The organism is Nocardioides sp. NPDC000445 (assembly GCF_040300245.1).
GTDB lineage: Bacteria > Actinomycetota > Actinomycetes > Propionibacteriales > Nocardioidaceae > Nocardioides.
Genome location: NZ_JBEPDH010000023.1, coordinates 62,579 through 86,075 on the forward strand (window position 1 = coordinate 62,579; position 23,497 = coordinate 86,075).

26 protein-coding genes and 2 pseudogenes are annotated in these 23,497 nt (G+C 66.1%); 16 read left to right on the forward strand and 12 right to left on the reverse strand.

The annotated features are described in order from the left end of the window. Together ABT304_RS25795 and ABT304_RS25800 are read right to left on the reverse strand one after the other, a co-directional pair. Entirely contained in the window at window positions 1-372 is a 372-nt protein-coding gene (locus ABT304_RS25795; RefSeq protein WP_350719655.1) for an ArsR/SmtB family transcription factor, read from the reverse strand. 56 nt (window positions 373-428) lie between these two features. Beyond that, window positions 429-989, reverse strand: a complete 561-nt coding sequence (locus tag ABT304_RS25800) for a hypothetical protein (protein WP_350719593.1) — start codon at window positions 987-989, stop codon at window positions 429-431. Between the two features lie 137 nt (window positions 990-1,126). On the opposite strand from ABT304_RS25800, the pseudogene ABT304_RS25805 reads away from it, so the two are divergent. From ABT304_RS25805 to ABT304_RS25820, 4 genes and pseudogenes are all read left to right on the forward strand, one after another. Continuing rightward, window positions 1,127-1,453: pseudogene (locus ABT304_RS25805) on the forward strand (transposase); the annotation flags it as partial. A gap of 102 nt (window positions 1,454-1,555) precedes the next feature. Then, the gene (locus ABT304_RS25810; RefSeq protein ID WP_350719657.1) at window positions 1,556-2,626 is read left to right on the forward strand and encodes an ArdC-like ssDNA-binding domain-containing protein; all 1,071 of its coding nucleotides are present in this window, start codon (window positions 1,556-1,558) and stop codon (window positions 2,624-2,626) included. Then, the gene (locus ABT304_RS25815) at window positions 2,623-3,075 is read left to right on the forward strand and encodes a hypothetical protein (protein ID WP_350719594.1); all 453 of its coding nucleotides are present in this window, start codon (window positions 2,623-2,625) and stop codon (window positions 3,073-3,075) included. The genes ABT304_RS25810 and ABT304_RS25815 overlap by 4 nt, the downstream gene beginning before the upstream one ends. Then, a complete protein-coding gene (locus tag ABT304_RS25820; RefSeq protein WP_350719596.1) occupies window positions 3,075-4,967 on the forward strand; it encodes a type IV secretory system conjugative DNA transfer family protein in 1,893 nt (630 codons plus the stop codon). The genes ABT304_RS25815 and ABT304_RS25820 overlap by 1 nt, the downstream gene beginning before the upstream one ends. A 430-nt stretch (window positions 4,968-5,397) precedes the next feature. On the opposite strand, the pseudogene ABT304_RS25825 reads toward ABT304_RS25820, so the two are convergent. From ABT304_RS25825 to ABT304_RS25855, 7 genes and pseudogenes are all read right to left on the reverse strand, one after another. Next, window positions 5,398-5,708 (reverse strand): annotated as a pseudogene (locus tag ABT304_RS25825) (IS3 family transposase); the annotation flags it as partial. Window positions 5,709-5,865: 157 nt separating this feature from the next. Beyond that, window positions 5,866-6,321, reverse strand: coding sequence for a hypothetical protein (locus ABT304_RS25830; protein ID WP_350719598.1), 456 nt, complete (start codon window positions 6,319-6,321; stop codon window positions 5,866-5,868). Window positions 6,322-6,399: 78 nt separating this feature from the next. Beyond that, window positions 6,400-6,558, reverse strand: coding sequence for a DUF1059 domain-containing protein (locus ABT304_RS25835; protein WP_350719599.1), 159 nt, complete (start codon window positions 6,556-6,558; stop codon window positions 6,400-6,402). A gap of 3 nt (window positions 6,559-6,561) precedes the next feature. Beyond that, a complete protein-coding gene (locus tag ABT304_RS25840) occupies window positions 6,562-7,143 on the reverse strand; it encodes a class I SAM-dependent methyltransferase (protein WP_350719600.1) in 582 nt (193 codons plus the stop codon). A gap of 8 nt (window positions 7,144-7,151) precedes the next feature. Further along, on the reverse strand, window positions 7,152-7,754 hold the full coding sequence (locus tag ABT304_RS25845) for a DUF305 domain-containing protein (RefSeq protein WP_141780808.1): 603 nt from the start codon (window positions 7,752-7,754) through the stop codon (window positions 7,152-7,154). Between the two features lie 31 nt (window positions 7,755-7,785). Beyond that, a complete protein-coding gene (locus tag ABT304_RS25850) occupies window positions 7,786-9,309 on the reverse strand; it encodes a multicopper oxidase family protein (protein WP_141780809.1) in 1,524 nt (507 codons plus the stop codon). Further along, window positions 9,306-9,515: a hypothetical protein gene (locus tag ABT304_RS25855; protein WP_141780810.1), complete on the reverse strand. Its 210-nt coding sequence runs from the start codon at window positions 9,513-9,515 to the stop codon at window positions 9,306-9,308. The genes ABT304_RS25850 and ABT304_RS25855 overlap by 4 nt, the downstream gene beginning before the upstream one ends. 123 nt (window positions 9,516-9,638) lie before the next feature. Here ABT304_RS25855 and ABT304_RS25860 point away from each other — a divergent pair, with 123 nt between their 5' ends. The 6 genes from ABT304_RS25860 (at window position 9,639) to ABT304_RS25885 (ending at window position 16,409) form a co-directional block, all read left to right on the forward strand. Next, entirely contained in the window at window positions 9,639-12,149 is a 2,511-nt protein-coding gene (locus ABT304_RS25860) for a heavy metal translocating P-type ATPase (RefSeq protein WP_350719602.1), read from the forward strand. A 3-nt stretch (window positions 12,150-12,152) separates the two neighbouring features. Then, window positions 12,153-12,878 (forward strand): response regulator, encoded by a 726-nt coding sequence (locus ABT304_RS25865; RefSeq protein WP_141780812.1) that lies wholly within the window; start codon window positions 12,153-12,155, stop codon window positions 12,876-12,878. 11 nt (window positions 12,879-12,889) lie between these two features. Next, entirely contained in the window at window positions 12,890-14,023 is a 1,134-nt protein-coding gene (locus ABT304_RS25870) for a HAMP domain-containing sensor histidine kinase (protein WP_350719604.1), read from the forward strand. Window positions 14,024-14,237: 214 nt separating this feature from the next. Next, window positions 14,238-15,092 (forward strand): sialidase family protein, encoded by an 855-nt coding sequence (locus ABT304_RS25875; RefSeq protein ID WP_350719606.1) that lies wholly within the window; start codon window positions 14,238-14,240, stop codon window positions 15,090-15,092. 26 nt (window positions 15,093-15,118) lie between these two features. Beyond that, window positions 15,119-15,466: a BlaI/MecI/CopY family transcriptional regulator gene (locus ABT304_RS25880; RefSeq protein WP_350719608.1), complete on the forward strand. Its 348-nt coding sequence runs from the start codon at window positions 15,119-15,121 to the stop codon at window positions 15,464-15,466. Beyond that, the gene (locus ABT304_RS25885) at window positions 15,459-16,409 is read left to right on the forward strand and encodes a M56 family metallopeptidase (RefSeq protein ID WP_350719610.1); all 951 of its coding nucleotides are present in this window, start codon (window positions 15,459-15,461) and stop codon (window positions 16,407-16,409) included. Before ABT304_RS25880 ends, ABT304_RS25885 begins: the two co-directional genes overlap by 8 nt. Before the next feature lie 9 nt (window positions 16,410-16,418). On the opposite strand, the gene ABT304_RS25890 is transcribed toward ABT304_RS25885, so the two are convergent. Together ABT304_RS25890 and ABT304_RS25895 are read right to left on the reverse strand one after the other, a co-directional pair. Beyond that, the gene (locus tag ABT304_RS25890; RefSeq protein WP_350719612.1) at window positions 16,419-16,919 is read right to left on the reverse strand and encodes a M15 family metallopeptidase; all 501 of its coding nucleotides are present in this window, start codon (window positions 16,917-16,919) and stop codon (window positions 16,419-16,421) included. 260 nt (window positions 16,920-17,179) lie between these two features. Then, the gene (locus ABT304_RS25895; RefSeq protein ID WP_350719614.1) at window positions 17,180-17,803 is read right to left on the reverse strand and encodes a GNAT family N-acetyltransferase; all 624 of its coding nucleotides are present in this window, start codon (window positions 17,801-17,803) and stop codon (window positions 17,180-17,182) included. A 188-nt stretch (window positions 17,804-17,991) separates the two neighbouring features. Here ABT304_RS25895 and ABT304_RS25900 point away from each other — a divergent pair, with 188 nt between their 5' ends. Continuing rightward, a complete protein-coding gene (locus tag ABT304_RS25900; protein ID WP_350719615.1) occupies window positions 17,992-18,246 on the forward strand; it encodes a hypothetical protein in 255 nt (84 codons plus the stop codon). Between the two features lie 31 nt (window positions 18,247-18,277). On the opposite strand, the gene ABT304_RS25905 is transcribed toward ABT304_RS25900, so the two are convergent. Beyond that, window positions 18,278-18,667, reverse strand: coding sequence for a M23 family metallopeptidase (locus ABT304_RS25905; RefSeq protein ID WP_350719616.1), 390 nt, complete (start codon window positions 18,665-18,667; stop codon window positions 18,278-18,280). A 672-nt stretch (window positions 18,668-19,339) separates the two neighbouring features. On the opposite strand from ABT304_RS25905, the gene ABT304_RS25910 reads away from it, so the two are divergent. From ABT304_RS25910 to nicT, 5 genes are all read left to right on the forward strand, one after another. Then, a complete protein-coding gene (locus tag ABT304_RS25910) occupies window positions 19,340-19,789 on the forward strand; it encodes a DUF6153 family protein (RefSeq protein WP_350719618.1) in 450 nt (149 codons plus the stop codon). A gap of 85 nt (window positions 19,790-19,874) precedes the next feature. After that, window positions 19,875-20,441, forward strand: coding sequence for a DUF305 domain-containing protein (locus ABT304_RS25915; RefSeq protein WP_350719619.1), 567 nt, complete (start codon window positions 19,875-19,877; stop codon window positions 20,439-20,441). A gap of 63 nt (window positions 20,442-20,504) precedes the next feature. Then, window positions 20,505-21,353, forward strand: a complete 849-nt coding sequence (locus tag ABT304_RS25920) for a F510_1955 family glycosylhydrolase (RefSeq protein WP_350719621.1) — start codon at window positions 20,505-20,507, stop codon at window positions 21,351-21,353. A gap of 12 nt (window positions 21,354-21,365) precedes the next feature. Continuing rightward, a complete protein-coding gene (locus tag ABT304_RS25925; RefSeq protein ID WP_350719623.1) occupies window positions 21,366-22,199 on the forward strand; it encodes a DUF3152 domain-containing protein in 834 nt (277 codons plus the stop codon). An 89-nt stretch (window positions 22,200-22,288) separates the two neighbouring features. Beyond that, the gene (nicT, locus tag ABT304_RS25930) at window positions 22,289-23,365 is read left to right on the forward strand and encodes a Nickel transporter NicT (RefSeq protein WP_350719625.1); all 1,077 of its coding nucleotides are present in this window, start codon (window positions 22,289-22,291) and stop codon (window positions 23,363-23,365) included. Window positions 23,366-23,497: the final 132 nt, after the last annotated feature.

Below are 23,497 nucleotides of genomic sequence, written 5' to 3' on the forward strand. Positions count from 1 at the left end.
TCAGGCGGTTCCTTCGCCATAGTTGGGGCACAGCACCACGGCGTCGCCAGTGGCGGCCAGAAGCTCCTCGGCCGCGGCAAACACCTTCAGCACCGCATCAGGGTGGGCCAGCGAGAACACCGACGCGCGGCCAAGGGGGCGGGAGTCCACGAGCCCACAGTCGCGCAGGCAGGCCAGGTGCTTGGACACGGTGGACTGAGCCAGCCCGAGGTGCGTGGTCAGCTCGGCGACGTTGTGCTCGCCGAGCAGCAGGTGCCGCAGGATCACCACCCGCGAGGGGTCACTCATCCCGCGGAACAGGCAGGCCGCCGCCCGACCAGCGGCTGCCTCATCGAGAACATCAGAGCTCTGGGGCACCGACTTGGTATTCATCGCCATACGGCGATGTTATCGCTATCGCTTCGCAGGGTGTCAACACGCTGGACGGGTTAGCTCGGCGCCTGGGGCGACTCACGGCTGCCCGGAGGTCGCCGGTTCTCGTTGATGGCGTCAAGGTCCGAGCCTGTTCGCCTTCGATGGTGAAGTCGGGGTGTTCGACGGTTGCGAAGTAGCGGGGTGGCACAGGCGTTGCTGAGTCCGAACATGTCGCAGACTCGGCGCATGTCGCCACCGGTGGCATGGATCTCGTGGAGGATTCGGACCTCGCGCAGTGCTTGGGGCCGCAGGGTGATCCCGTTCCAGGGGCAGCTGATGCCGACGGGCACGAGGCGCGGCGCGATGCGTTTGCTGACCATCAGGTAGGGGTTCAGGCTGCCCGGCCAGGTCTGGTTGCGGTTGTTGAGCCAGGCGGCGAGCCTGGTCTGGACTGGCGCTGCCAGCGGTATGTCGCGGCCGTAGCGGTGGGGGTGGCCGTCGATGATGTCGGCCAGCCTCACGTGTCGAAGCTGCTTGTTGGTCAGCGCATGGAAGGCCACGAGGGCCACAGCTAACGCGACAGCCGGGCTGGGTGAGTTGAGCTCGCCACGGATCACCGATAGGGACAGAGTCACGTCGGGTGGAGCCGGAGGTCAGCCCGCCAGCCGACCCCAGGTCAGCGGAGAACCATTAAAGATAGGGACAGGGCAACCAGGACGTCGCCGAGCTCGGCGTGGCTGGTAGGTCTCTCTTCGTAACGTGGGCGCCGGGAGCCCGCATCCTCCTTGAAGTCGGTGACGGATCCTCGTTCCCGACCAGCGGCCACCTGGCCGCCTACGCCGGGCTGGCGCCCGTCACCCGCCGATCCGGGCTCAGCATCCGCGGCGAGCACCCATCCTGAGCCGGGAACAAACACCTCAAACGCGCCTTCTTCCTGGCCGCGTTCGCCGCGCCGCAGGACCCGACCAGCCGGGCCTACTACGACCGCAAACGAGCCCAGGGCAAGAAACACAACGCCGCGCTGGTGTGCCTGGCCCGACGCCGCATCGACGTACTCCACGCCATGCTCAAACACGGCACCCTCTACGAAGACCGATCAGCACCCGCTGCGCTTGACGAAGACCATAGGGGCACCCCCGTGCTCATCCGATGCCGGGTAGTCCCCCGCACCTGCCTGTCGACACGACAGCTGGAGGCGACGATGTCGACGACACTCACCGAGCGACAGGCACGCAAGCAAGCCGAGCGCGAAGCGAAGCTGGAAGCGGTCCAGCAACGGCTGACGACCGCGGTAGAGCAACTGGTGACCGGCGACGACTGGCGCCGCGCGCTGGAGTTCTCGGCAAAGTTTCGGAGCCGCAGCTTTCGGAACTCGATGCTCATCGCGGTCCAGCATGCCGAGGCATACGAGCAGGGTCGCGTTCCGACCCCGTTCCCGACCTACGTCGCAGGCTACAAGCAATGGCTCACCCTCGGTCGTCAGGTTCGCAAAGGAGAGGCCGGCTACCAGATCCTCTCACCAAAGACGGCTCGGTTCGCCACGTCCACGCCGTCCGATCCATCGTCCTGGCGGCGCCTGGCAACCAACGAGAAGGCACAGCCGGGCGAAACAGTCCGGACCCGGATGACCGGGGTCCGCTTGGCGTACGTCTGGGACATCTCCTTGACCGAAGGAGACGATCTGCCGACTACTCCCGCACCGCAGATTCTGAAAGGCGAGGCACCCGAAGGGCTCTGGGATGGGCTGGCAGACCTGATCACCGAGGAGGGATACGAGCTGCGGCTGGTCTCGAACGCCGCGGCGATCGGGGGCGCCAACGGACTGACCGACTTCCAGACCCGGGAGGTCTCTGTCCGCGTCGACATGGACGACAGTGCCCAGATCAAGTCGCTGTGCCATGAGCTCGGGCATGTTCTGCTGACCGATCCCGATAGCCCGGATGCACCGTTCCATCGCGGGATCGCCGAGGTAGAGGCCGAGAGCGTCGCGCTCATGGTCGGTGCCGCGCACGGCATGGACACCTCCGCCTACAGCGTCCCCTACGTCACGACCTGGGCGAACACCGTGCCCGAGACGAACCCTGTCGAGGTCGTCCAAGCCACTGCCGAGCGGGTACGCCGCGCAGCGCTCGGGATCCTCGACCGACTCGACACACACCAGACCGCTACCGGGGCACCGCCCGGACTCGAACCTCGCGTGCCGACCGCCAAAGCACCGCAGGCCGAACGCACCGTGCAGCACGTGAAGCCGAGTGAGGCGATCGGGCTATGACCTCCTCGCGTCACCCTCACCTGCGAATCCACATCAATGAGGCTGGTGCTCCGTCCTTCACGCTCAACGGCGACACCTACACACCCCCTGGCGGCCCTCAACTGGCAGGCCGCGAGTCCGTACGCGGCGTCCTCGACGCCGTTCGCACGGATCTCGGCGCCGTCCGGGTCGAGATCATCGAGGCAGACGGCAGCATCTACAGCGACGTGCTCGGCCCCGACGACGTGACGGAGGCATCCGGCTCGACGAGCGACGAGCCTGATACGTACGCGTCAGGGTTCCTGCCGGGCGAGCCAGTCGCCGTCGCGGTGATCATCAGCGAACACCCCGCCTCCGACGACGGAACGACCCACGTACGTCTACCGGCGGCCGTGCTCGCCCGCCGCGGCGGCACCGTGATGCTGCTGGGCCGTTCCTCAGGCACCCTTACCTTCCTCGGAGCCGACTGATGAACCCGAACGCCCGGCCCATCGATGACGCGTTGGTCAACCTGGGACTCGGCCTCATCGCCGCGCTGGCGGGCCTCTTCGCGATCCTCTGGATGGCGGCAGAGGTGAACAGTCACCTCACCGGCGCGCGGGTACGTGGAAAGGGTCTGGCCACCGGCCTCGACGTGCTGAACGATCCGTTGAGTCCCGCCGGGCAGCAGCCCGTCGCGTACTGGCTGATCGCCACCGCCATCGTCGCGGTCCTCGGTGCGCTGGCCTGGTTCGCGTGGCGCCTGATCGGACTCACCCACCACCGGACCGTCCGTGACCCTCGGCGTCTCGCGGGCATCGCGACCAGCCGGGACGTACGCGCCGCGGCGTCCCGTCGAGCTCTCCTCCGACGAGCCGCGAATCTTCGACCCAGCCTCGCGGAGCCACGGCCAGAGGATGTCGGCTACCTGCTCGGCAGATCCCGGAACCACCAGGTGTGGAGCTCCGTCGAGGACTCGATGCTGATCCTCGGTCCACCTCGCTCGGGCAAAGGACTCCACCTCGGCATCAACGCGATCCTCGATGCCCCCGGCCCCGTGGTCACCACCTCCACCCGACCAGACAACCTCACTGCCACCATCGACCACCGTTCCGACCGCGGACCGGTCGCGGTCTTCGACCCCCAGCGCCTGGCCGAGGGCACCCCATCGGGGCTGCGCTGGTCTCCCGTACGCGGCTGCGAGGACCCCCTCACCGCGATGATCCGCGCCACCGGGCTGGCCTCCGCTACGGGCCTTTCCTCCGGCGGCGTCGAAAGCGGCGGGTTCTGGGAAGGCAAAACCCGCACCGCCCTCCAAGCCCTCCTTCACGCCGCCGCCCTCGACCAACGCACGGCAGCCGACCTCTACGCCTGGACTCTCAACCCCTCGGTCGCCACCGACGCCGTCGCGATCCTGCGCAGCTCCACCGGAGCAGCGGACGGGTGGGGCGACTCGCTCGAGGCCATGATCAGCGCCGACCCACGCACCCGCGACTCGATCTGGATGGGCGTCTCCCTTGCACTCTCCTCACTTGCCGACCCTCGCGTTCTCGACACCGTCACCCCCCGCGACGGTGAAGCCTTCGACCCCACCGAGTTCCTCACCAACAACGGCACCCTCTACCTGCTCGCCACCGGCGCCGGAGCCGGCGCCGCCTGGCCACTGGTCGCCGCGTTCATCGAAGACCTCGTCGAAACCGCCCGTCATCTCGCCGCAGCCTCCCCCGGCGCCCGGCTCGACCCACCGCTGCTGCTGGCCCTCGACGAGATCGGCAACCTCTCCCCCTTGCCCTCCATGCCCGTGCTGATGGCCGAGGGCGGCGGCACGGGCATCACCACCATGCCCGTCCTCCAATCCCTCGCCCAGGCACGCAACAAGTGGGGCGACCACGCCGCCAACGCCATCTGGGACGCCGCCATCGTCAAGGTCATCCTCGGCGGCGCCTCCGCCACCAAAGACCTCCAAGACCTTTCCGCCCTCATCGGCGAACGCGACGAACACACCGACACCCTCATCGTCGGCGATCACGGCTCCCGCTCGCTCCAACGATCCGTGCGCCGCGTCCCGGTCATGCCCCCAGAAACGATCCGAACGCTGCCCTTTGGCACCGGCCTTGTCCTGCTCCGCAGCACACCCCCGATCGTCACTGAACTCCGGCGCTGGACCGATCGCGCCGGCCCACCCCGATTGGCTCCGTTAATCGCCAGGTGCGGTGTGCCCTGGCGGCACAAAGTCCTCGTCACGACGCCTCCTGGGTTCGGCTCGGTCCTGGAGTGTCCCGGCGACCACCATCACGGGATTGCCGTCACATTGGACGCGGACGGCTCACTTCGCGACCTCGATGGCGGACTCGTACGCAACGCGACCAGGTCACCCGAATGACGGAGGCGCTGGTCGACGCCTGCGGAATCGCCGGTCCCGGATTTGCGCTCATCCTGTTCGTGCCGCGGGCTCTGCGCTGCTGGCGCCTCCGGCGGAGTCCACAGTCGTTGTCAGGCATCTCCCGCAGCGGCATGGTCCTACTACTGGCCAATGCGATCGCGTGGGCGGTTTACGGAATGGGCAACGGCGCATACTGGACGGCCGTCCCGTCGGCGTTGAACGCGCCTCTCGCTGTAGGCGTCCTCTGCCTCCTGTCCCAGCACCGTCGGGCCTCGGGCCGTGTCGAGCCTGAACCATCGGACCGACCGCGAGCAGCCCCTGGCGAGAAACGCAGTCGCACCAGGCGACGGCCACATGAGACGGCAAAGCGTGTCTCGTATGCTCCCCGATGTCGCCGACGGAGGCCTCGGCGAGCTCGGCGCGGGTGATGGGGGTTCTTCAGCCACCGGTAGTAGGGCTGACGGGCGATACCAAGGACCCGGCACGTCACCGCCACAGGCACCCGCACCGGGGCATCCTCAGCGGCCAGCTCACGGACGAGCGGGTACATCATTTCCCCGGCAGATTGGCCTGAGCGAAGTAGGCCGCTGCTTTGCGTAGGACCTCGTTCTCCTGCTCCAGCAACCGGATCCGCTTCTTCGCCTCACGCAGCTCAGCAGACTCCGAGGCCACCAGCCCGCCAGAACCGGCCGAGCCCGAACCACCGCTGGCCTTCTCATCCTGGGCCAGCCATCGCTGCAGACACGAGGCCCTTCAGGCGTGACTACCTGCGCGACCTCTTAGGCACGATCTACATCCTTCCAGCAGCGACCCACATCGCCACAGATCAGACGTCACTGTGCAGCAGTCCCATGAAGCTCCACCAGGCGGAAGGACAACCAGCCCACAGTGGTCCACTTCAACGAGCACTAGACGCGGTGGGTTGTGGGCCGACTCGGCATGCAAGAACGGTGCGCCGTCGCGCCCAGAGCGCGTAAACGAGAAGAGCGAGCGATCCGATCGCCAAGAGCGGCTGGATCGGGCCGAACCAGTTGAGAGCCCCGCTGACCCCTATGGCCATGACGACTAGTTTGTTGCAGACCGGGCATCCGACCGCGAACAACGAGAGCACGCTGCCCAAGAAAGTCTTGCCTCCCTGGGTGGCAGGCACCGGAAGCTCCGGATCGCGGACGTACGTCGCAACGAGCGCGCCCGTGAGGAGAGCCGATGCCGCCCAGACCGGATAGTTCCACCAGAGCACTGGGGTCATGCGCTGGTACCACGGCGTCTGGATTATCCCTGTCGGAATCCCGATTACGAGCGCGGTTGCGATCGCCGCGATCCCACCGATCGCCAATCGACGTGCCAGCAGCATGTCTGCACTCCTCTAATACTCATCAGCGTAGTTCGTCGTCGTAGTCGGCCACCACCACGGAGTGGGCGCGGCGGCCGTTCATCTGTTTTGCAGGTGGATGCGCGCGAACACGTGATCCCGCGGCGGGGTGCTCCCGTGGATGCTTCGGGCATGTCTGGTCGCGAGCTCGGCCAACTCATCGTCCGTGTCGGCGGTGAGAACGACGTCGCAGGCATCGCAGGCCAATTCGAGCGGCATCGGTCATCGCCTGGTCGTCGTCGCGCGGAACCGCATGAGATGGCGCCGTGCTGACAACACGATGCCGATGTCGCCGAATCCGGCTGCGGCAAGGCCCTCCATCAACTCGTCGGGGGCGATGATGCGGTGTGGCGAGCCGTCGAGCCGGTGTGTCAGCCGGGCCAGGTTGGTGTCTGTGAGGTCGTAGCCGACGAGGATCCCGCCGGGCCGAAGCACGCGGGCAGTCTCCTGAAGTGCATCGGTCCAGTCGATGATGTGATGCAGCATCAGGTAGGTCGTCACGATGTCGAACGATCCGGTGGCGTACGGCAACGATGTGACGTCTGCTTGTTCGACCTTGATGTTGGGGTGATCTTGGAGCCGGCGGCTGGCGGCGCTCACCATGGCGTCGTCGACATCGGTGACGGTGAGCCGGATGTCGGGGAACCTGCGGGCGACGCCGTCGGCCATGGCGCCGCTACCGCCACCGATCTCCAGAACATCGCCGCGGAGCTCGAGGCCGTTGAGCGCCCAGGGCAGGACCCAACGTCTGGCGAGGCACCGCCACGGACCGCTACGACAGAACGCGCCTTCAATGGCGGACATCACCGGCATCAGCCCAACAGCCCCTTCATCGTGGTGATCTCGTTGGTCTGAGCGGCCTCGATCTGCTTGGCCAAGGCGACCGCGTCGGGGTAGGAGCCGTTGGCCTGCTCGGACTTGGCCATCTCGATGGCCCCCTCGTGATGCTCGATCATCATCGTGAGGAACATCTGGTCGAACTCGTTACCGGTGGCGTTCGCCAACTTGTCCATGTCGTCGCTGCTCATCATGCCGGGCATCGACGAAGACATGTCCATGCCAGTCATGTCCTCGGGCACCGGCTCGCCCCAGGACGTCAGCCATTCCGACATCGTCTGGATCTCAGGATCCTGCGCACCCTTAATCTCCGCGGCGAGCTCCCTGACCTCGGGGTTCTTCGCCCGGGACTTTGCCAGCCCGGCCATCTCAACCGCCTGACGGTGATGGGGAATCATCTCGGTCGCGAACGACACGTCGGCATCGTTGATGCTGAGGCTCGAATCGGTTGGCTCGGCGGGCGTCGAGGAATCCATGCCCGACATGCCTGGCATCGAATTGTCGCTGTCGCCGCACGCGGCCAGGGTAAGGCCGCCGATGACCACGAAGGCTGCGGCTGCGAGTGGTTTGGTACGCAAGGTTGGTCTCTTTCCCTGGTTGGCGTTGGTTCTAGGACTGGTACACGAGCGCGGCCATCATTCCGGCCTCGGCGTGGTAGATGTTGTGGCAGTGCGCCATCCAGTTGCCGGGGTTGTCGGCTTGGAACTGGATGTTTAATTTCTGCATCGGCTTGAGCAGAACGGTGTCTTTGCGTAGCCCGTTTGGCAGCGCGAAGGTGTGGCCGTGCAGGTGCATCGGGTGCGTCATCATCGTCATGTTCGAAAGTTGGACCTGGATACGTTTGCCTGGCTGGATCGTCAGCGGCTGGTTCTCGGGGTACGCGGCTCCGTTGACCGCCCAGGCGTATGGGCTCATCTGCCCGGTCAGGGTCAAGGTGAGTTCTTGCTCGATGTCTCGTTCTGGTAGGCGTGCCGATTCTTCCGGGGTCAGGTCGGAGCCGATCAGGATCGCACCGTTGAGTTCGGCGACAGCATCGCCTGGTGTAGGGGCCGCACCCGTGGCCGTGCGGATGAGCGCGAATCCCTGCCCGGTCTTACCGATGGGCTTCGCGATGAGCGGGAAGACACCCTCCCTGAGGGTGACGACCGCGTCGTACCTCTCCCCCATGCCGATATAGAACGCACCGGCTTGTTGCGGTCGGACAGGGAAGCCATCCGTGTGGGTGAGTGACAACGTGTGGTCGCCGACGGCGACGGCGAAGATCGTGTCGGCTGCGGCGTTGATGAACCTCAGCCGCACCCGCTGACCGGGCTTGGCGCGCAGGACGTCCGGGCTCGAGCCGACTCGTCCGTTGATCAGGTAGTGGGGGTAGTCGACGTCACCGGCGTCGCCGAAAGGTGACTCCGGAGACCCCATCGACATTCCGTCCATACCGTCCATACCGTCCATCCCAGGCATCGAGGAACCGGACCCCATGTCCATGCCATCCATTCCACCCATGGGACCGGCAGAACCGGAACTGGTGGCGACCAAGCCGGCGAGGACGTCGTCGGGAGTCGTCCCGGTGCCGTCGATCCAGTCGTCGAGAATGACGATCCACTCGTCGTCGTAGTCGCCCGGTTCGGCGGGGTCGTCGATCACGATCGGGGCATACAGACCGCGGTCGAGCTGTACCCCGACGTGTGGATGGTAGAAGTACGTCCCCGGATCGGGGGCGACAAACTCGTAGACGAATCGCGACTGCGGCGTGATCGGATCTTGGGTGAGGCCGGGCACACCGTCGGCAGCGTTGCGTAGCGCGATGCCGTGCCAGTGGATGCTGGTGTCGGTCGGGAGCTGGTTGTCAACGGTGATCCGCACCAGGTCTCCCGCGGTCGCCCGGACCAGCGGCCCAGGGACCGTGTCGCCGTACGCCCATGTGTTCATGGTCGTGCCACCGAGGTCGATCGTCGTGGCCCGCGGTGTCAAGGTGCGCTCAACCACCCGTTTCCCCGCAGGCTGAGTCATCGGTGACTGGGTGGGCAGAGCGAGGCCCGACGGCTGCATCGCGGGGTTGCCCGAGCAGGCGGCGAGCAGGCCGCTGCTGGCGCTGCCCGCAGCGCCGAGCAGGAGCGAACGGCGCGAGAGCCTCATGAAAGCCGCTCTTCGTCGCTGAAGTCCGGATCAAGGTCAAGCTCGCCGCTTGCGAACCTGTGGTCGAGCGTGCCCCGCAGATCATGGCCAGCGTCTCGGGTGCGCGAGCCGATGATCGCGCGACAGACGAGGACGACCACAGCCCACACGGCCGCGAGCCCGAGAACCACCCAGATCCAGGTCACGTCCCATGCACCGTCCGTCATGGCTCCAGCCTGGAGGTCGACCTTTGTGATTGGCTCGCAGATTTCATGAAGGTTTGACGAAGGTCGGCTCGCGGAGGACCTGAGCCGGTCGCGATCGTCGTCGACGGCAGTCAGAATGGGGTCATGAGCAGCCACGCCCACGAGCCGCCGCCGCATGCCGCTGACCCCGTGTGCGGGATGAGTGTCGACCCGGCGAACACGCCGCACTCGGTGACCTACCGCGGCGAGCGCTATTTCTTTTGCTCCGCCGGCTGCCGACAACGGTTCATGGCCGATCCGGTCACCTACGCCGGGGACGCTACGCCCCCCGCCGACCACGACCACAACGCCAGCTACGGCCACCAGACGCCTGACCGGCACGCACACGCGGATCACGACCAACACCATCACGAGGAGCACCACCCTCATGCGGAGGCGTCGGCCCAACCCGCGGAGGCTTCCGCGCCGCCTGCCACTGAGTGGACGTGCCCGATGCATCCAGAGATCCGCCGTCCGGGTCCGGGCGCCTGCCCGATCTGCGGGATGGCGTTGGAGCCACTGATAGCGAGCGCCGAGGAGGGCCCAAGTCCCGAGTTGCGGGATATGACTCGCCGGTTCTGGGTCGGTGTCGCTCTGGCCGTACCGGTGGTGGTCTTGGAGATGGGTGGTCATTTTGTCGACGCGATTGGCGAGGCCATCCCGCAGTCGGTGTCGAACTGGGTTCAGCTCGTTCTTGCCACACCCGTGGTGTTGTGGGCCGGGTGGCCGTTCTTCGTGCGGGGGTGGGCGTCAGTTCGAACCCGCAATCTGAACATGTTCACGCTGATCGCGATGGGCACCGGGGTGGCGTGGCTCTACAGCGTCGTCGCGACGGTGTCACCAGAGATCTTCCCCGACTCCTTCCGTTCGTCTGCTGACATGGCCGGCGGCATGGGATCTGGGGCGGTCGATGTCTACTTCGAGGCAGCGTCCGTCATCACCGTTCTCGTGCTGTTGGGGCAGGTGTTGGAGTTGCGAGCCCGCGAGCAGACCTCGGGGGCTATTCGCGCTCTGCTCGATCTCGCTCCGAAGACCGCCCGCCGTGTGCGTGCCGACGGCACCGACGAGGAGATCGGCCTGGACGACGTCATCGCCGGGGACCGACTCCGCGTACGTCCTGGTGACCAGATCCCTGTGGATGCGGTAGTGACGGAAGGCAGGTCGTCGGTCGATGAGGCGATGGTGACCGGTGAATCGATGCCGGTGTCCAAGTCCGAGGGTGACCACGTGATCGGAGGCACCATCAACACCACCGGTGGCCTGTTGGTGCGTGCCGAACGTGTCGGGCGGGACACGATGCTGGCGCGGATCGTGGCGATGGTTGCCGACGCTCAGCGCTCCCGCGCCCCGATCCAGCGCACTGCGGACCGAGTCGCCGGCGTGTTCGTACCCGTCGTGATCGGGATCGCCGTGCTGGCGTTCGTCGTCTGGGCGGTGGTTGGTCCGGAGCCCCGGATGGCCCACGGTCTGGTCGTCGCGGTCGCCGTGCTCATCATCGCCTGCCCGTGTGCGCTCGGCTTGGCCACCCCGATCAGCATCAAGGTCGGCGTAGGTCGTGGAGCCGAGCATGGCGTCCTGATCAGGAACGCCGAGGCGCTGGAGCGAATGGAGAGGGTCGATACGGTCGTGGTCGACAAGACCGGCACCCTGACCGAAGGGAAGCCCTCAGTCACCACGATTGAACTGGCCGACAGGGACGGAGACGTCAACGACGCACTGCGCCTTGCCGCCTCGGTCGAGCGTGCGTCGGAGCATCCCTTGGGGCAAGCGATCCTCGATGCTGCTAAGGAGCGCGAGTTGGGCCTGGCGGATGTGGCCGACTTCGATTCTCCCGTCGGCCGCGGCGTCGCTGGCACCGTGGAGGGCAGGCGGGTCGTACTGGGCAGTGCCCGCTTCCTCGCCGACGAGGGCATCGACCCCATGCCTCTGGTGGCCGTCGCCGATCGGCTCAGGTCCACGGGAGCGACTGCGATTCTCATGGGCACCGATCAGCGGCCCGTTGCCGTGTTCGCGATCGCAGACACCGTCAAGCCGACCACGGCCGAAGCGCTCGCCGACCTCAAGGAACAGGGCGTCGAGGTGGTCATGTTGACCGGCGACAACCGCGTCACCGCTGAGGCCGTCGCCAGCAGTCTGGGAATCACCCGGATCGAGGCCGAGGTCCTACCCGACCGCAAGGCCGAGGTCGTGCAGAAGCTCCAGTCCGAAGGCAAGGTGGTCGCGATGGCAGGAGACGGTGTCAACGACGCCCCCGCCCTGGCCGCGGCCGATGTCGGGCTCGCGATGAGTTCGGGCACCGACGTGGCGATGGAGTCCGCAGGTGTGACCCTGCTCAACGGCGATCTGATGGGCATCGCTCTCGCACGACGGCTCTCGGACAAGACGATGCGCAACATCAAGCAGAACTTGCTGTTCGCCTTCGTCTACAACGTCGCCGGCATCCCGATCGCCGCTGGCGTCCTGTACCCCGTCACTGGCCTCCTGCTGTCCCCGATCATCGCCGCCGCCGCGATGGCCCTGTCTTCCGTCAGCGTGATCAGCAACGCCTTGCGGCTGCGTGGCGTGCACCTCGGCCGATCGGGCACAAGACCGCACCAGGCGACGAGCGAGAGCTGACCTATGACAGCACCCATCCCGGTCCTGGTGGTCGAAGATGAGCGTCCCCTCGCCCAGATCGTGGCCGACTACCTGACCAAGGGCGGATTCGTCGTCACCCAGGTACACAACGGCCCCGACGCGGTCGATCTCGCCCGCACTCAAGACCCCGACCTGATCCTCTTGGACCTGGGTCTACCTGGACTGGACGGCGTAGAGGTGTGCCGCATCATCCGCACATTCTCTGACTGTTACATCATCATGCTCACCGCCCGCGAGGACGAGATCGACAAGCTCATCGGTTTGGGCGTGGGAGCCGACGATTACATCACCAAGCCGTTCTCCCCACGCGAAGTCGTAGCTCGAGCCCAGGCGGCGGTACGACGCCCACGGCTCAGCAAGCTCACAACACCGCAGACCGGCGACCTGCTCCGCTTCAACGGACTCACCCTCGACCTCGCGGCCCGTGAAGTCAGCCTCAGCGACGGGCCTGTGCACCTGACCCGGACCGAGTTCGATCTACTCGTTGCCCTCGCGCAGGCTCCTCGGCGGGTCTTCTCCCGACGCCAACTCGTCGATGCCGTCTGGGGCGAAGGATGGGGCGGTGACGAGCACATCGTCGACGTCCACATCGCTCACCTGCGCAGCAAACTGGGCGAGGCCGCCACCGAGCCCCTCTTCATTGACACCGTCCGCGGGGTCGGCTACCGGTTCAAGACGGATCAGATCAAGACAGTGCAGAGCCGATGAGGCTACGGCAATTGCGGATCGGAACCCGGCTCGTCCTGGCGCAGGCGCTGGTCCTGCTCGCTGCGATTGTTACCGCCGGAGTTATCGCCGCTGTTGTGGGGCCGCCCCTGTTCCATGAGCACATGCTCCAGGCAGACCACGCGCCCGACCCGTCCGAACTCGAGCACGTCGAACGTGCATTCCAGACGGCGAGCATCATCTCCCTGGGTATCGCCATCGTCGCCGCCGCGGCCCTGGCGTTGGCGGTCAGCTGGTTCCTGAGCCGACGGTTCCAGGAACCGTTGACTCGGCTGCAGCGCGCCGCCGCAGAGGTGGCCGCCGGCCGCTATGCGACCCGTGTCCCCGTCGGTGACGCCGGGCCTGAGCTCGACGCGCTGGCGGAGTCGTTCAACACCCTCGGCACTCAACTTGCCAGCACCGAGGACACCCGTCGGCGTCTCCTGTCCGATCTGGCGCACGAACTCCGTACGCCGATCGCGACCCTGCAGGCCTACCTAGAAGGCCTGGACGACGGCGTCAGACATTGGGACCAGACCACGCGCAGCGTCCTGGGTGAGCAGGTGACACGCCTGGCACGCCTCGCCACGGACCTCGACGCGGTCTCCCGAGCCGAGGAGGGCCACCTGCGGGTGACCCTGGAGCCGGCCATCCCAGCAGAGCTGATCGCGGCCGCACGGGACACGGTCGCCGGGCGGTTCGAGGAGAAGCACATCCGGATCGATGTGACGGCGACCGGCTCAGGACAGGTCGAGGTCGACCGGACCCGGTTCCTCCAGGTGCTCACGAACCTTCTCGACAACGCGCGCCGACACACACCGGCAGGCGGAACCGTCACCATCGACACCCAGCGCGAGGAGGACTGGATCACAGTCTCCGTCACCGACACCGGAGACGGAATCCCACCGGCTCAATTGCCACACATCTTCGAGCGCTTCTATCGTGGCGACGCTGCCCGCAGCCGCGACGAACAAGGATCCGGGATCGGCCTCACCATCAGCCGCGCAATCGTCGAGGCACACGGAGGGCGCCTCGACGCATATAGCCACGGGCCCGGTAGAGGCGCAACCTTCACAATCAGGATCCCAACCCTGGCGGTTAACGGAGAGGGTGCGTCATCCGGCCTCCGCGGTAGCGGACAGGGATGAGTCGCTCCACCTCCGAGGACGGCGGCGACATCCTCCTGGCTCCTGGGCTCGAGCATGGGGCAGCTCACGCCGATCACCACGACCGCCACAAGCGGGGCTCGGCCCGCCCCCGTTCGGGCCGCTACACCAGCTCGCATCTACTATCCTTCATAGTTGATATTAGATGGGACGCCCCTGCCATCTCGAAACTGGAGCAGCGAAGGATGTACCGCCGATGACCGCCCACACCAGCGACCGCAAGCTGGGGCTTTCTCCGAAAGCCCGCCGCGTCATGATTCCAATGCTCGCCCTCGCGCTCGCCACGATGATCGTGGGCACGCTGCTGACCCGCGGCGGAGGGGACGACATGGCTGGTCCGGTCGTGGGTGATGACCTGCATGTGGTGGGCGAGCTGGGTGATCGGCTGTTCGTCGGCGGGCACGGCGGCGCAAGTTCCCGCCGCATCACCGGTCGCTGGACGCAGATCGACACCCTCGACAACAAAGACGTCATGGGCTGGGCTCAATCGGGCGGCGGGATTCTGGCAGGTGGCCACGCGGGGCTATATCGCTCCAGCGACGGCTCAGCATTTGCGGCCGTCCCCGGTCTTCCGGTTTCAGATGTACACGCACTAGGTGCCGCCGACGAGCGGGTCTACCTCGGCTCACCGGCCGGCGTTCTCGTCTCCGATAACGGCGGCCGGTCCTTCCAACGTGCGACCAGCGCCGGGCAGGATCTGATGGGAACGATCTGGGTTGACCCTGCAGATCCCGACGTCGCCATCGCCCCCTCGATGAAGTCGGGTGCCGTCAAGACAACGAATGGTGGTGCGACATGGGCTCCGATAGGGTCGCTGCCCGGATCCATGGCGGTCGCTGTCGACGGTTCAGGCGAACAACTCGTCATCATCGGAATGGGCGGAGCCGAGTCCAGCGATGACGGGGGTACGACTTGGTCAACCCTGGATGTGCCCGAGGGCACGAGCGCGGCCACCTACACTTCCAAGGGCGATCTCGTGGTGGCCACCCTGTCAGGTGACCGCGCAAAGGTCTTCCGGGCCGTGGATGGCGAGTGGGACTCGCTGACGTGAATACAGATCATTAGGAAGGGGCGAGCATGCGTCCACTGGGCGAACTCGAGGCTGTCGTCATGGAGCACCTGTGGTCCTCCGACGACGCCTTGACCGTACGCGAGGTGCTGGGGCGCATCGACCGCGAGCCGCCCCTTGCATACACGACGGTGCTGACCGTCATGGACAACCTCCACCGCAAAGGATTTCTGGAGCGGGTGAAAGCGGGCCGCGCCTTCCGCTATCAGCCGACGAAGGGGCGGGCGGAACACACTGCTGACCTGATGCATGAGCTGCTCAGTGACAGTGGTGACAGCTCCATCACGCTGATGCGGTTCCTTGACCGGATGTCAGACAATGAGGTCGAGCGGCTGAAGCGAGCGTTGGATGATTAGCGCCGCGCTGCTCCTCGTCTTCGCCGTGACCGCAGGCACGTGGGGTGCAGCCGTGCTCACCCAGTCGACCTGGACCACCTCGGCCCCTCGATTGGCGATCGCGGCGTGGCAGGCCCTGGCCTCATCGATTCTGCTGAGCCTGCTTGCCGGTGGCGTTGCCTTGTCGATCGGGTTCCAGCACGCCCGAGGTGACATCGCGCGACTGTTCGATCTGTGCGCCGAGAACCTGAAGCACGGCTACTCCTCCCCAGGTGGCGCATTTCTTGCGACCCTCGGGTTGGCCACGGCCGGCGTGTTGTTGGGCCGGATATTGTGGTGCGCCCTTCGTGTCTCGCTACAGGACCGACGTGAGCGCCGAGCACGCGTAGCGGTGCTCGATGTGATTGGACGCTCCGGCATCGTCCCCGGAGTCCTGGTGTTGGAGCACGAAGCACCCTATGCGTTCTGCATAGGCGGCAAGAGGCACCGGGTCGTGGTCACAAGCGGTCTGCTAGCGACACTCGACCAGCGGGAGATCGACGCCGTTCTCGCCCACGAGGCAGCCCACCTGCGACAGCGACACCACCTCGCGCTGGTGACGTGTCGCGCGTTGTTCGGAGCCCTGGCGCCATTCTTTCCCGCATTCCGCGCAGCGATGCGGCACGTCCACCTCTTCGCCGAGCTGTCCGCCGACGACTGCGCCCGTCGCCAGATCGGCGCCAGGTCCCTTCGCTCTGCACTTGAGCGTCTCGCCGTCCTCCCATCGCCCACGGGCGCTATGGCGGCAAGTGGTAGCGATGTCGAGCAGCGCTTGCGCCGGCTAGACGACAACGCCGTGACCTTGCGCGGCCACATCGCGATCTTCACGGGGCTCGCCATTGCGACACTCGTGGTCATTCCACTGTCACTCGTAGCGGCGCCCGCAGTTGCCATGGCATGGAAGGGCATCTGCCTCATCGGCTGATCGCGCCGCTCACCCCACGTCGGGGTCCGAGCGGAATGGCTTAGACGGATAGCCCGTGTCGAAATGCATGTAGTCGGGGACGTCGATGTCTTGCCAGATCCACCCTTCCTGGCGGAACGCCTTCCAGACCACGCCGCCTCGGACGATCACTCCAGGGCCTTCCTTGCGCGCCCGATTCTCATCAGAGGGAAACCAGCACTTGCAGCGGAGGTCCTTCCAGGGGTTCTCGAACGGGTTGATGTCGATCGCCCGCCCGTTTGCGTGAGGAGACTCCCGAAATGGAGCGTTGATCTGGTCCGCCGTGCGGCAGTTGTACGCGGAGGTGTTGTCGTCGGCAAGACTGGCATTCGCGTCGCCGTCGTACTTCTCCACTGGTCGCATCTTCCGAATCGGAAATCGAGCGTCGTACAGAACACTGAAGATTCGGGCCACGCTGGCCGCCACATCCCGGTTGACCACCAACTGACCTCGCTGCTTCATACCCTCGAAGTCGACGAAGCCCACCCGCACGGAACGCAGTTGACCGCGTCGCACGATGGGACACCCCGGTCGAACCATTCCCGCCCTCTTCATCGCCTGCCACTGACGTAGGGGAACCGGTTCGATCACTGGGTTGGCGGAGTCCACCGGCGATGGCTTCCCAGACGGGCTCGCAGACCCCGTCGCAGATGTGGTCTTTTGCCCTTTCTGCTGGCCGCGGTCCTCCGCGCTGGCGCATCCCGAGAGCACCAAGGGCAGGACCAGTATGGCGGCCACCCGCTGGACCGACCTCACACGATCTCCGACAGATCGCGTTCGAAGTGGGAGAGGCGTTGCCCATCGGCTCCTGTTGCATCACGCGTGTGCTGCCAGACTGATTTCGTGTAGAACGAGCCGGCGCCGTCCGGGCCGGCGACGGTGACCAGACATGCGCGATCCCGTCCCGCATCGCGCGCCTGAGCCAGGAAGGCGTCCACCAGCAGCGTCCCTAGTCCGAAGCCGCGGGCGTGCTCCGCCACGACAACATTCGACAGCACCGCAAGTCGGGGCCCATCCACGGACTCGAGGGCGCGATCGCGGGAGCGGGTCAATGTGGTCAAGTATCGGCGTGCCCGCGTCAGGAGGAAGCGGGTCAGTACCGTCGGCCTGCGCATCAGACCGATCAGCCCACATGCTGCCAGCGCGACTCCGTGATAGGTCAACAGAAGGCGTCGGTGCTGGACGGGATCCAGGACGCCGACGAGGTAGCCCGATGGCACTCCTGACACCTCGACGATGAGTGCTACCGCCAGCGGACCGTCGAGGAACGTCCGGTAGTAGCGGCGCAGGAACCGCGGTCCGAGACGCGCAAAGAAGCCGTTGGGGAAATGCTGGCGATGAGCGGCAACGACGTCCGGCAGATCCTGCAAGCCCATCCGCCTGATCCGCACGGTCACGTCATCGACGGGTTCGTTCGGCGCCGTCCCGCCGCCTGGTGCAGTACGTCCTTGTGCGGTACGTCCTGGTGCAGTACGTCGTAGCAACTGCCTGCCGCCTCCCTAGGTGATCTACTATCGTCGATAGTAGATCGTCTCCAGGCTCAGATTTCAAGAAGGAACACCACGTGGCACGTACTCGACACGGACAGAAGAAGAGTGCTGCCGAGGGGCAGTTGTCGAAGTGGACCCGGCGGCGCATGCTGTCGACATCCCTGTTCGCGTCGGCGGGACTGGTGGCAATCCAGCACCTGCTTGCGCACGGCGGCTTCCAACCGCTTCCGATCTCGATGGGGTGGCAGGATCTCCTGGTCGGCTACCCCATGGCGATCCTGCTCGCGATCGGCGGAGGCCTCGCCTTGGATCCCGACCCAGGGGCCTGAGGCCGCGCCTCGTTCAGTAGTCGGGCCCGCCCTACGGGCGAACGCCATGTTCTGCGAACGCGACCTTCGGATCGATCGGTTCCCCGCCGTCCGGGCGCACCTCGATATGCACGTGAGGTCCGGTGCTGTTGCCGGTACTCCCGACGTCACCGATCGCCTGCCCTCGATCGACCAGCTCGCCGGGATCGACCTCGATGCGTGCCTGATGGCAGTACCAGATCTCCGTCCCATCGGGTAGCTCGATGATCGTGCGGTAGCCGTACGAGCCCGCCCAGCCGGCTTCGACGACGCGCCCACCTGCCACCGCGACGATCCTCGACCCCCATGACGTCGCAAAGTCGAGGCCCGTATGCGTGTTGCTCCACAATGAGCTTCCCTCGCCGAAAGTGCCGGTGAGGCGATATGAGTCGACCGGGAGCACCCATCGCTCATCCGTACGCTCGACCGCGAGCCTTTCGACATGACGGGGCCGCTCAGGCTTGCCCTTCGGAGGCCGACTAGGGCTGGGAGTGGGAGGTTCGCGCCGTCTATCCACCGAAGGCCGCCGCTCTGCGGACCTACTCACGCTGTCCTGCCGATCAAGCGCCGCCGGCGGTACCGAACTGTCGGCCGTCGGCTCCGTCGATGTTGCCGGGTCCACCGAATCTCGAACTACAGAACCGCCGCCCAGAACGCCCGCGACCGCAACGACAGTCAGGACCTGCGGCACTGCCCCTCGCCAGCCGATCGCACCGCGACGTTCGTGTCGATGCCGACCGTCGATCGGCCCCAGCCGATGCGGGGTCACCATAAGTCTTCTAGCGTCAGCCTGCGACCGACCCTGCCTGTTGTCATCTATCCGCTTGTGTCGACCAGGACGCACCTGTTCTCCTCGTCCCACCGAATCGCGTACACGACCGCGCCACAGGCATGAAGTGGTGGGTGCCCATAACGGGGAAGCCGGGCACCCACCAAGGGAGGGAGAAATCCCGCTTCTACTATGGACCGTAGTAGATCGGCGGTTGCGGACCAACTCGGGCGTGTCATGTCGAACCAGTCGGGATTCATCCAAGCGAGTTCTCGTTACGCGTGGCGTATGCCTAGTATCGATGCCATGCAGGACCTCCGGACGGCAACGCATACAGGTGGCGCGCGCCTTGCGCTCGCCGCGGCTGCGGTCGCGCTGTTCGGACTCATGTCGATGCACGGCTGGGGGTCCCACGCCGGCGCTCACTCCATGAGCGCCGACCCCGAGGGCGCGAGCGTGCTGGTGGCCGTCGGCCACGGTGGCCCGCACGAGCTCGCCGCCGCTAAGAACGAATCCGTGGCCACTCTGCCCGACGGCGCGGCAGGTTCCGAGGTGCCTGGCGGCGTGGGAGATGGAAGCATCCTCGGTCTCTGTCTCGCGATCCTCACCGGATTGATCTTGGGCTTCGCTCTGCTGATGGCTAGGCGCGGCATCCGGGTCCTCAGGCACCTGGTTCCCACCTGGTCGGCCACGGTCCTCTACGGACGAGACCGTGACCCGCCTGATCTGCTGCAACTCTGCGTGATCCGCTGCTGATAGGCCCGAGCCACGAGGCACCCATCCGGGTGACTCGGACTTTCGCCTGCCCAGACCCAGATCACACACAGATGGAGCAATACCCATGCGTAAGGCCCTGATGGCCGCGACCCTTGCGGCCGCGCTGGTCACTCTCGTTGCGTGCGGCAGCGAGGACAACAGCGCCACCTCCACCGACCACAACGATGCCGACGTCACGTTCGCCCAGCAGATGATTCCGCACCACCAGCAAGCCATCGAGATGGCAGAGATCGCCGAGACCCGGGCCGAGAGCCAAGAGGTCAAGGACCTGGCCGCCGACATCGAGGCGGCGCAAGGCCCGGAGATCGAGACCATGACCGGCTGGCTCGAGAGCTGGGGCGAGGACGTTCCAGACGAGGGCATGCCCGGCATGGATCACGGCGACATGTCGTCGGATGAGATGACCGGGATGATGTCGGAGGAGGACATGACCGAGCTCGAGAACGCCTCGGGCGCCGAGTTCGACCAGATGTTCATCACGATGATGATCGAGCACCACGAGGGTGCGATCGAGATGGCTCAGACCGAGCAGGCCGACGGCGAGTTCCCCGATGCCAAGGCCATGGCCGCGGACATCGAGACTGCCCAGACCGAGGAGATCAAGACGATGCAGGCACTACTCAAGTCCTGACCGTCATCCAAGCCGGGCAGGCCCCGCACCTGCCCGGCATCTTCTCAAGACCGGAGCCTTCTCATGAAACGAACCTCCCGCCTCACGATGGTGGTCGCCGTGGCAACGGCCCTCCTTTCAACTGCCTGCGCCGCCGACTCGGAGTCCAGCCCAGCCGCAACCGACAACACCGCGGACGAGAGTTCAGTCGGCCACATCCACGGCCTCGGGATCGACCCCGCCGATGGCAGCTTGTATGTGGCAACCCATTTCGGCCTCTTCCACGTTCCCGACAGCGGCAAGCCGACCCGGGTCGCCGACAGATGGCAGGACACCATGGCGTTCACCGTCGTCGGTCCCGGCCACTTTCTCGGCAGCGGACACCCCGACCTGACCGAGGACCTGCCTCCACACCTGGGGCTGATCGAGTCCACCGACGCCGGCGAAACCTGGACGCCACTCGCGCTGCAAGGTGAGGCCGACTTCCACATCCTCGAATCGGCCGGCGACGTCCTCTACGCGTACGAAGCCACCACCAAGCGCCTGCTCCGCACCGTCGACCAGGAGCGGTTCGAGGAGATCCTCTCGGGCGACCTCATCAGCGTCGCCGCCACCAAGGAAGCCGGTCAGCTGTTCGCAACCACCGGCAAGGGCAAGCTGATCAGCATCGATGCATCCACGGGACAGACCCGCGAGCTCGGAGGCCCCATCACCGCCTATCTCGACGCCACTGCGGAGGGCGACCTGGCAGGCATCGGGCCCGACGGTGTCGTTCGGGTCAGTCAAGACGCGGGCAAGACATGGCAGGAGACTGGATCGATCGGTGGCCAGCCGGCGGCCTTCACGATCACCGAGCACGGTTGGTACGCCGCCACCTCGGACGAGGCGTTCCGCTCGGACGACAACGGCGACACCTGGGAACAGGTCCTGTAGGTCGGCGAGACGATGAGCAAGCACCGAACTGCATCTCACCGACGCCGGGAACCGCAGCGCGCCCGGCTCGTGGCCGAGGATTCCGCAGGCCACGCCGGTCTCGCCGTCCTTCTCACGGCGCTGGCGATCACCCTCCCGCTCGTCGCGATGGCGCGCGACGGTGAACCCGCCAACAAGAGTGAACGCGCCCCAGTTTCGTCGGTTGCCGCCCCGCCTTCGGCTTCGCCGACCTCGGGCACGGAGCTTCCCGACGGCGAAGTTGCCGCAGCCGCGGGACCGGTCCCCCGGCCAAACAAACCGCCAGCGTCGCCGGTGGCGATACCCGAGCGCGGGTCCGGGAGGTTTGAGGTCGCGGCCGCTCCATTCAGCCCGCTGGAGGACGCGACGACATACCGCGTCGAGATTGAAAAGGGGCTGCCGTATGCGACCAAACAAGTCGCTCGATTCATTGAGAAGACACTGTCTGACGACCGTGGCTGGGCTGCCGAGCACCGGCTAGCACGCGTCGACGGCCACGCCGACCTGCGGATCGTCCTGGCCACACCCGAGACCGCCGACGAACTTTGCGCTCCCCTTGACACCGACGGCAGGCTGTCGTGCCGCAACGGCGACGATGTCGTACTCAACGCCTGGCGATGGCACTTCGGCGCCGACAGCTACGCCAGCAAACTGACGGCCTACCGTCGCTACGTGGTAAACCACGAGACCGGCCACGCGCTCGGCTACCCGCACGTCGGATGCCCGGGCAATGGCGCGCCTGCTCCGGTGATGCTGCAACAAACCAAGGGACTGGACGGCTGCACCGCCAACCCGTGGCCCGCTCGTGTCGATTTGGCTGGGCACTGACTCGAGCCAGCGGCCCATCCGGTCGATCCTCGGTGTCCAGCCTGTGCCACGAGGATGTTGCTGCAAGTGATTCGCGATAAGGTGCTGCCATGTTGATGACCGCCCGCCGCCGTGACCGGATCGCACTGCTGGCGATGGCGGGCGTGGTCCTGGTGTTGAACCTCGTCGGTTGGGTCGTCCTGATCGCGGTGGTCGCGCCGCAGGAGTACCGGGTCGGCGGTTCCGGTGTGTTCGGCGTGGGCCTCGGGGTCACGGCGTTCCTGCTGGGCGTCCGACATGCCTTCGACGCCGACCACATCGCGGCGATCGACAACACCGCGCGCAAGCTGGTGGGTGAGGGCAGACCCGCCAGCGGCGTGGGTTTCTGGTTCTCGTTGGGCCACTCCAGTGTCGTCTTCGGGCTTTCCCTGTTGCTCGCGGTCGGGGTGAGTGCGCTCGCCGGCCCGGTGCAGAACGACGACTCGACGTTACAGACCACACTCGGGCTGGTGGGCACTCTTACCGCCGGGACCTTCCTGATCGTGATCGGGCTGACCAATCTGAGCGCACTGTTCGGCATCGTCCACGTGTTCCGGCACATGCGAGCCGGAACCTTCGACGAGGACAAGCTCGAGCACCACCTGCACCAACGCGGCCTCATGGCGCGGCTCTTCAACCGGGCCACCCGCCGGGTGACCAAGCCTCGCCACCTCTACCCGATCGGTTTGCTGATGGGCCTCGGGTTCGACACCGCGACACAGGTCGCGCTCCTGGTCCTCGCCGGCGGCGCGGCCAGCACGCTGCCGTGGTATGCCATCTTGGTGCTCCCGGTCCTGTTCGCTGCCGGGATGACCCTCTTCGACACCGCCGACGGCGTCTTCATGGCCCACGCCTACAAATGGGCATTCCTCAGCCCGGTCCGGAAGGTCTACTACAACCTGACCGTCACGACCTTGTCGGTCCTGGTCGCCCTGGTAATCGGCGGCATCGTCCTGCTGCAACTGCTCGCCGAGCAGTTCCACCTCGCCGTCTTGTCGTGGGTGACGCGGCTCGACCTGCAGTATGTCGGCTACCTCCTGGTCGGCCTCTTCGTCGTGGTCTGGACGATCAGCCTGTTCGCGTGGAAGCTCGGCCGTTTCGAAGAGCGAATCGAGATCCGCCCCACCGAATCAGCCACACCTCTTTAGAGGTCTGGCTGATCGATGAGCTCATCGAGTGGGTCCGGCTCGGCAGAACTGGGATGGTCGCCTTGACCTCGACGTTGTCGATCGCCGAGATGACCCAGGTGGTCGTGGGTGGCTGCACTGCCATTCCCTGGC

Excerpts from the sequence above, each read along its gene's own strand:
- ABT304_RS25795 (WP_350719655.1), bottom strand. The coding sequence starts at position 372 with ATGAATACCAAGTCGGTGCCCCAGAGCTCTGATGTTCTCGATGAGGCA.
- ABT304_RS25810 (WP_350719657.1), top strand. The coding sequence starts at position 1,556 with ATGTCGACGACACTCACCGAGCGACAGGCACGCAAGCAAGCCGAGCGC.
- ABT304_RS25815 (WP_350719594.1), top strand. The coding sequence starts at position 2,623 with ATGACCTCCTCGCGTCACCCTCACCTGCGAATCCACATCAATGAGGCT.
- ABT304_RS25820 (WP_350719596.1), top strand. The coding sequence starts at position 3,075 with ATGAACCCGAACGCCCGGCCCATCGATGACGCGTTGGTCAACCTGGGA.
- ABT304_RS25830 (WP_350719598.1), bottom strand. The coding sequence starts at position 6,321 with ATGCTGCTGGCACGTCGATTGGCGATCGGTGGGATCGCGGCGATCGCA.
- ABT304_RS25835 (WP_350719599.1), bottom strand. The coding sequence starts at position 6,558 with ATGCCGCTCGAATTGGCCTGCGATGCCTGCGACGTCGTTCTCACCGCC.
- ABT304_RS25840 (WP_350719600.1), bottom strand. The coding sequence starts at position 7,143 with ATGTCCGCCATTGAAGGCGCGTTCTGTCGTAGCGGTCCGTGGCGGTGC.
- ABT304_RS25850 (WP_141780809.1), bottom strand. The coding sequence starts at position 9,309 with ATGAGGCTCTCGCGCCGTTCGCTCCTGCTCGGCGCTGCGGGCAGCGCC.
- ABT304_RS25855 (WP_141780810.1), bottom strand. The coding sequence starts at position 9,515 with ATGACGGACGGTGCATGGGACGTGACCTGGATCTGGGTGGTTCTCGGG.
- ABT304_RS25860 (WP_350719602.1), top strand. The coding sequence starts at position 9,639 with ATGAGCAGCCACGCCCACGAGCCGCCGCCGCATGCCGCTGACCCCGTG.
- ABT304_RS25865 (WP_141780812.1), top strand. The coding sequence starts at position 12,153 with ATGACAGCACCCATCCCGGTCCTGGTGGTCGAAGATGAGCGTCCCCTC.
- ABT304_RS25875 (WP_350719606.1), top strand. The coding sequence starts at position 14,238 with ATGACCGCCCACACCAGCGACCGCAAGCTGGGGCTTTCTCCGAAAGCC.
- ABT304_RS25880 (WP_350719608.1), top strand. The coding sequence starts at position 15,119 with ATGCGTCCACTGGGCGAACTCGAGGCTGTCGTCATGGAGCACCTGTGG.
- ABT304_RS25885 (WP_350719610.1), top strand. The coding sequence starts at position 15,459 with ATGATTAGCGCCGCGCTGCTCCTCGTCTTCGCCGTGACCGCAGGCACG.
- ABT304_RS25895 (WP_350719614.1), bottom strand. The coding sequence starts at position 17,803 with ATGGGCTTGCAGGATCTGCCGGACGTCGTTGCCGCTCATCGCCAGCAT.
- ABT304_RS25910 (WP_350719618.1), top strand. The coding sequence starts at position 19,340 with ATGCAGGACCTCCGGACGGCAACGCATACAGGTGGCGCGCGCCTTGCG.
- ABT304_RS25915 (WP_350719619.1), top strand. The coding sequence starts at position 19,875 with ATGCGTAAGGCCCTGATGGCCGCGACCCTTGCGGCCGCGCTGGTCACT.
- ABT304_RS25920 (WP_350719621.1), top strand. The coding sequence starts at position 20,505 with ATGAAACGAACCTCCCGCCTCACGATGGTGGTCGCCGTGGCAACGGCC.
- ABT304_RS25925 (WP_350719623.1), top strand. The coding sequence starts at position 21,366 with ATGAGCAAGCACCGAACTGCATCTCACCGACGCCGGGAACCGCAGCGC.
- nicT (WP_350719625.1), top strand. The coding sequence starts at position 22,289 with ATGTTGATGACCGCCCGCCGCCGTGACCGGATCGCACTGCTGGCGATG.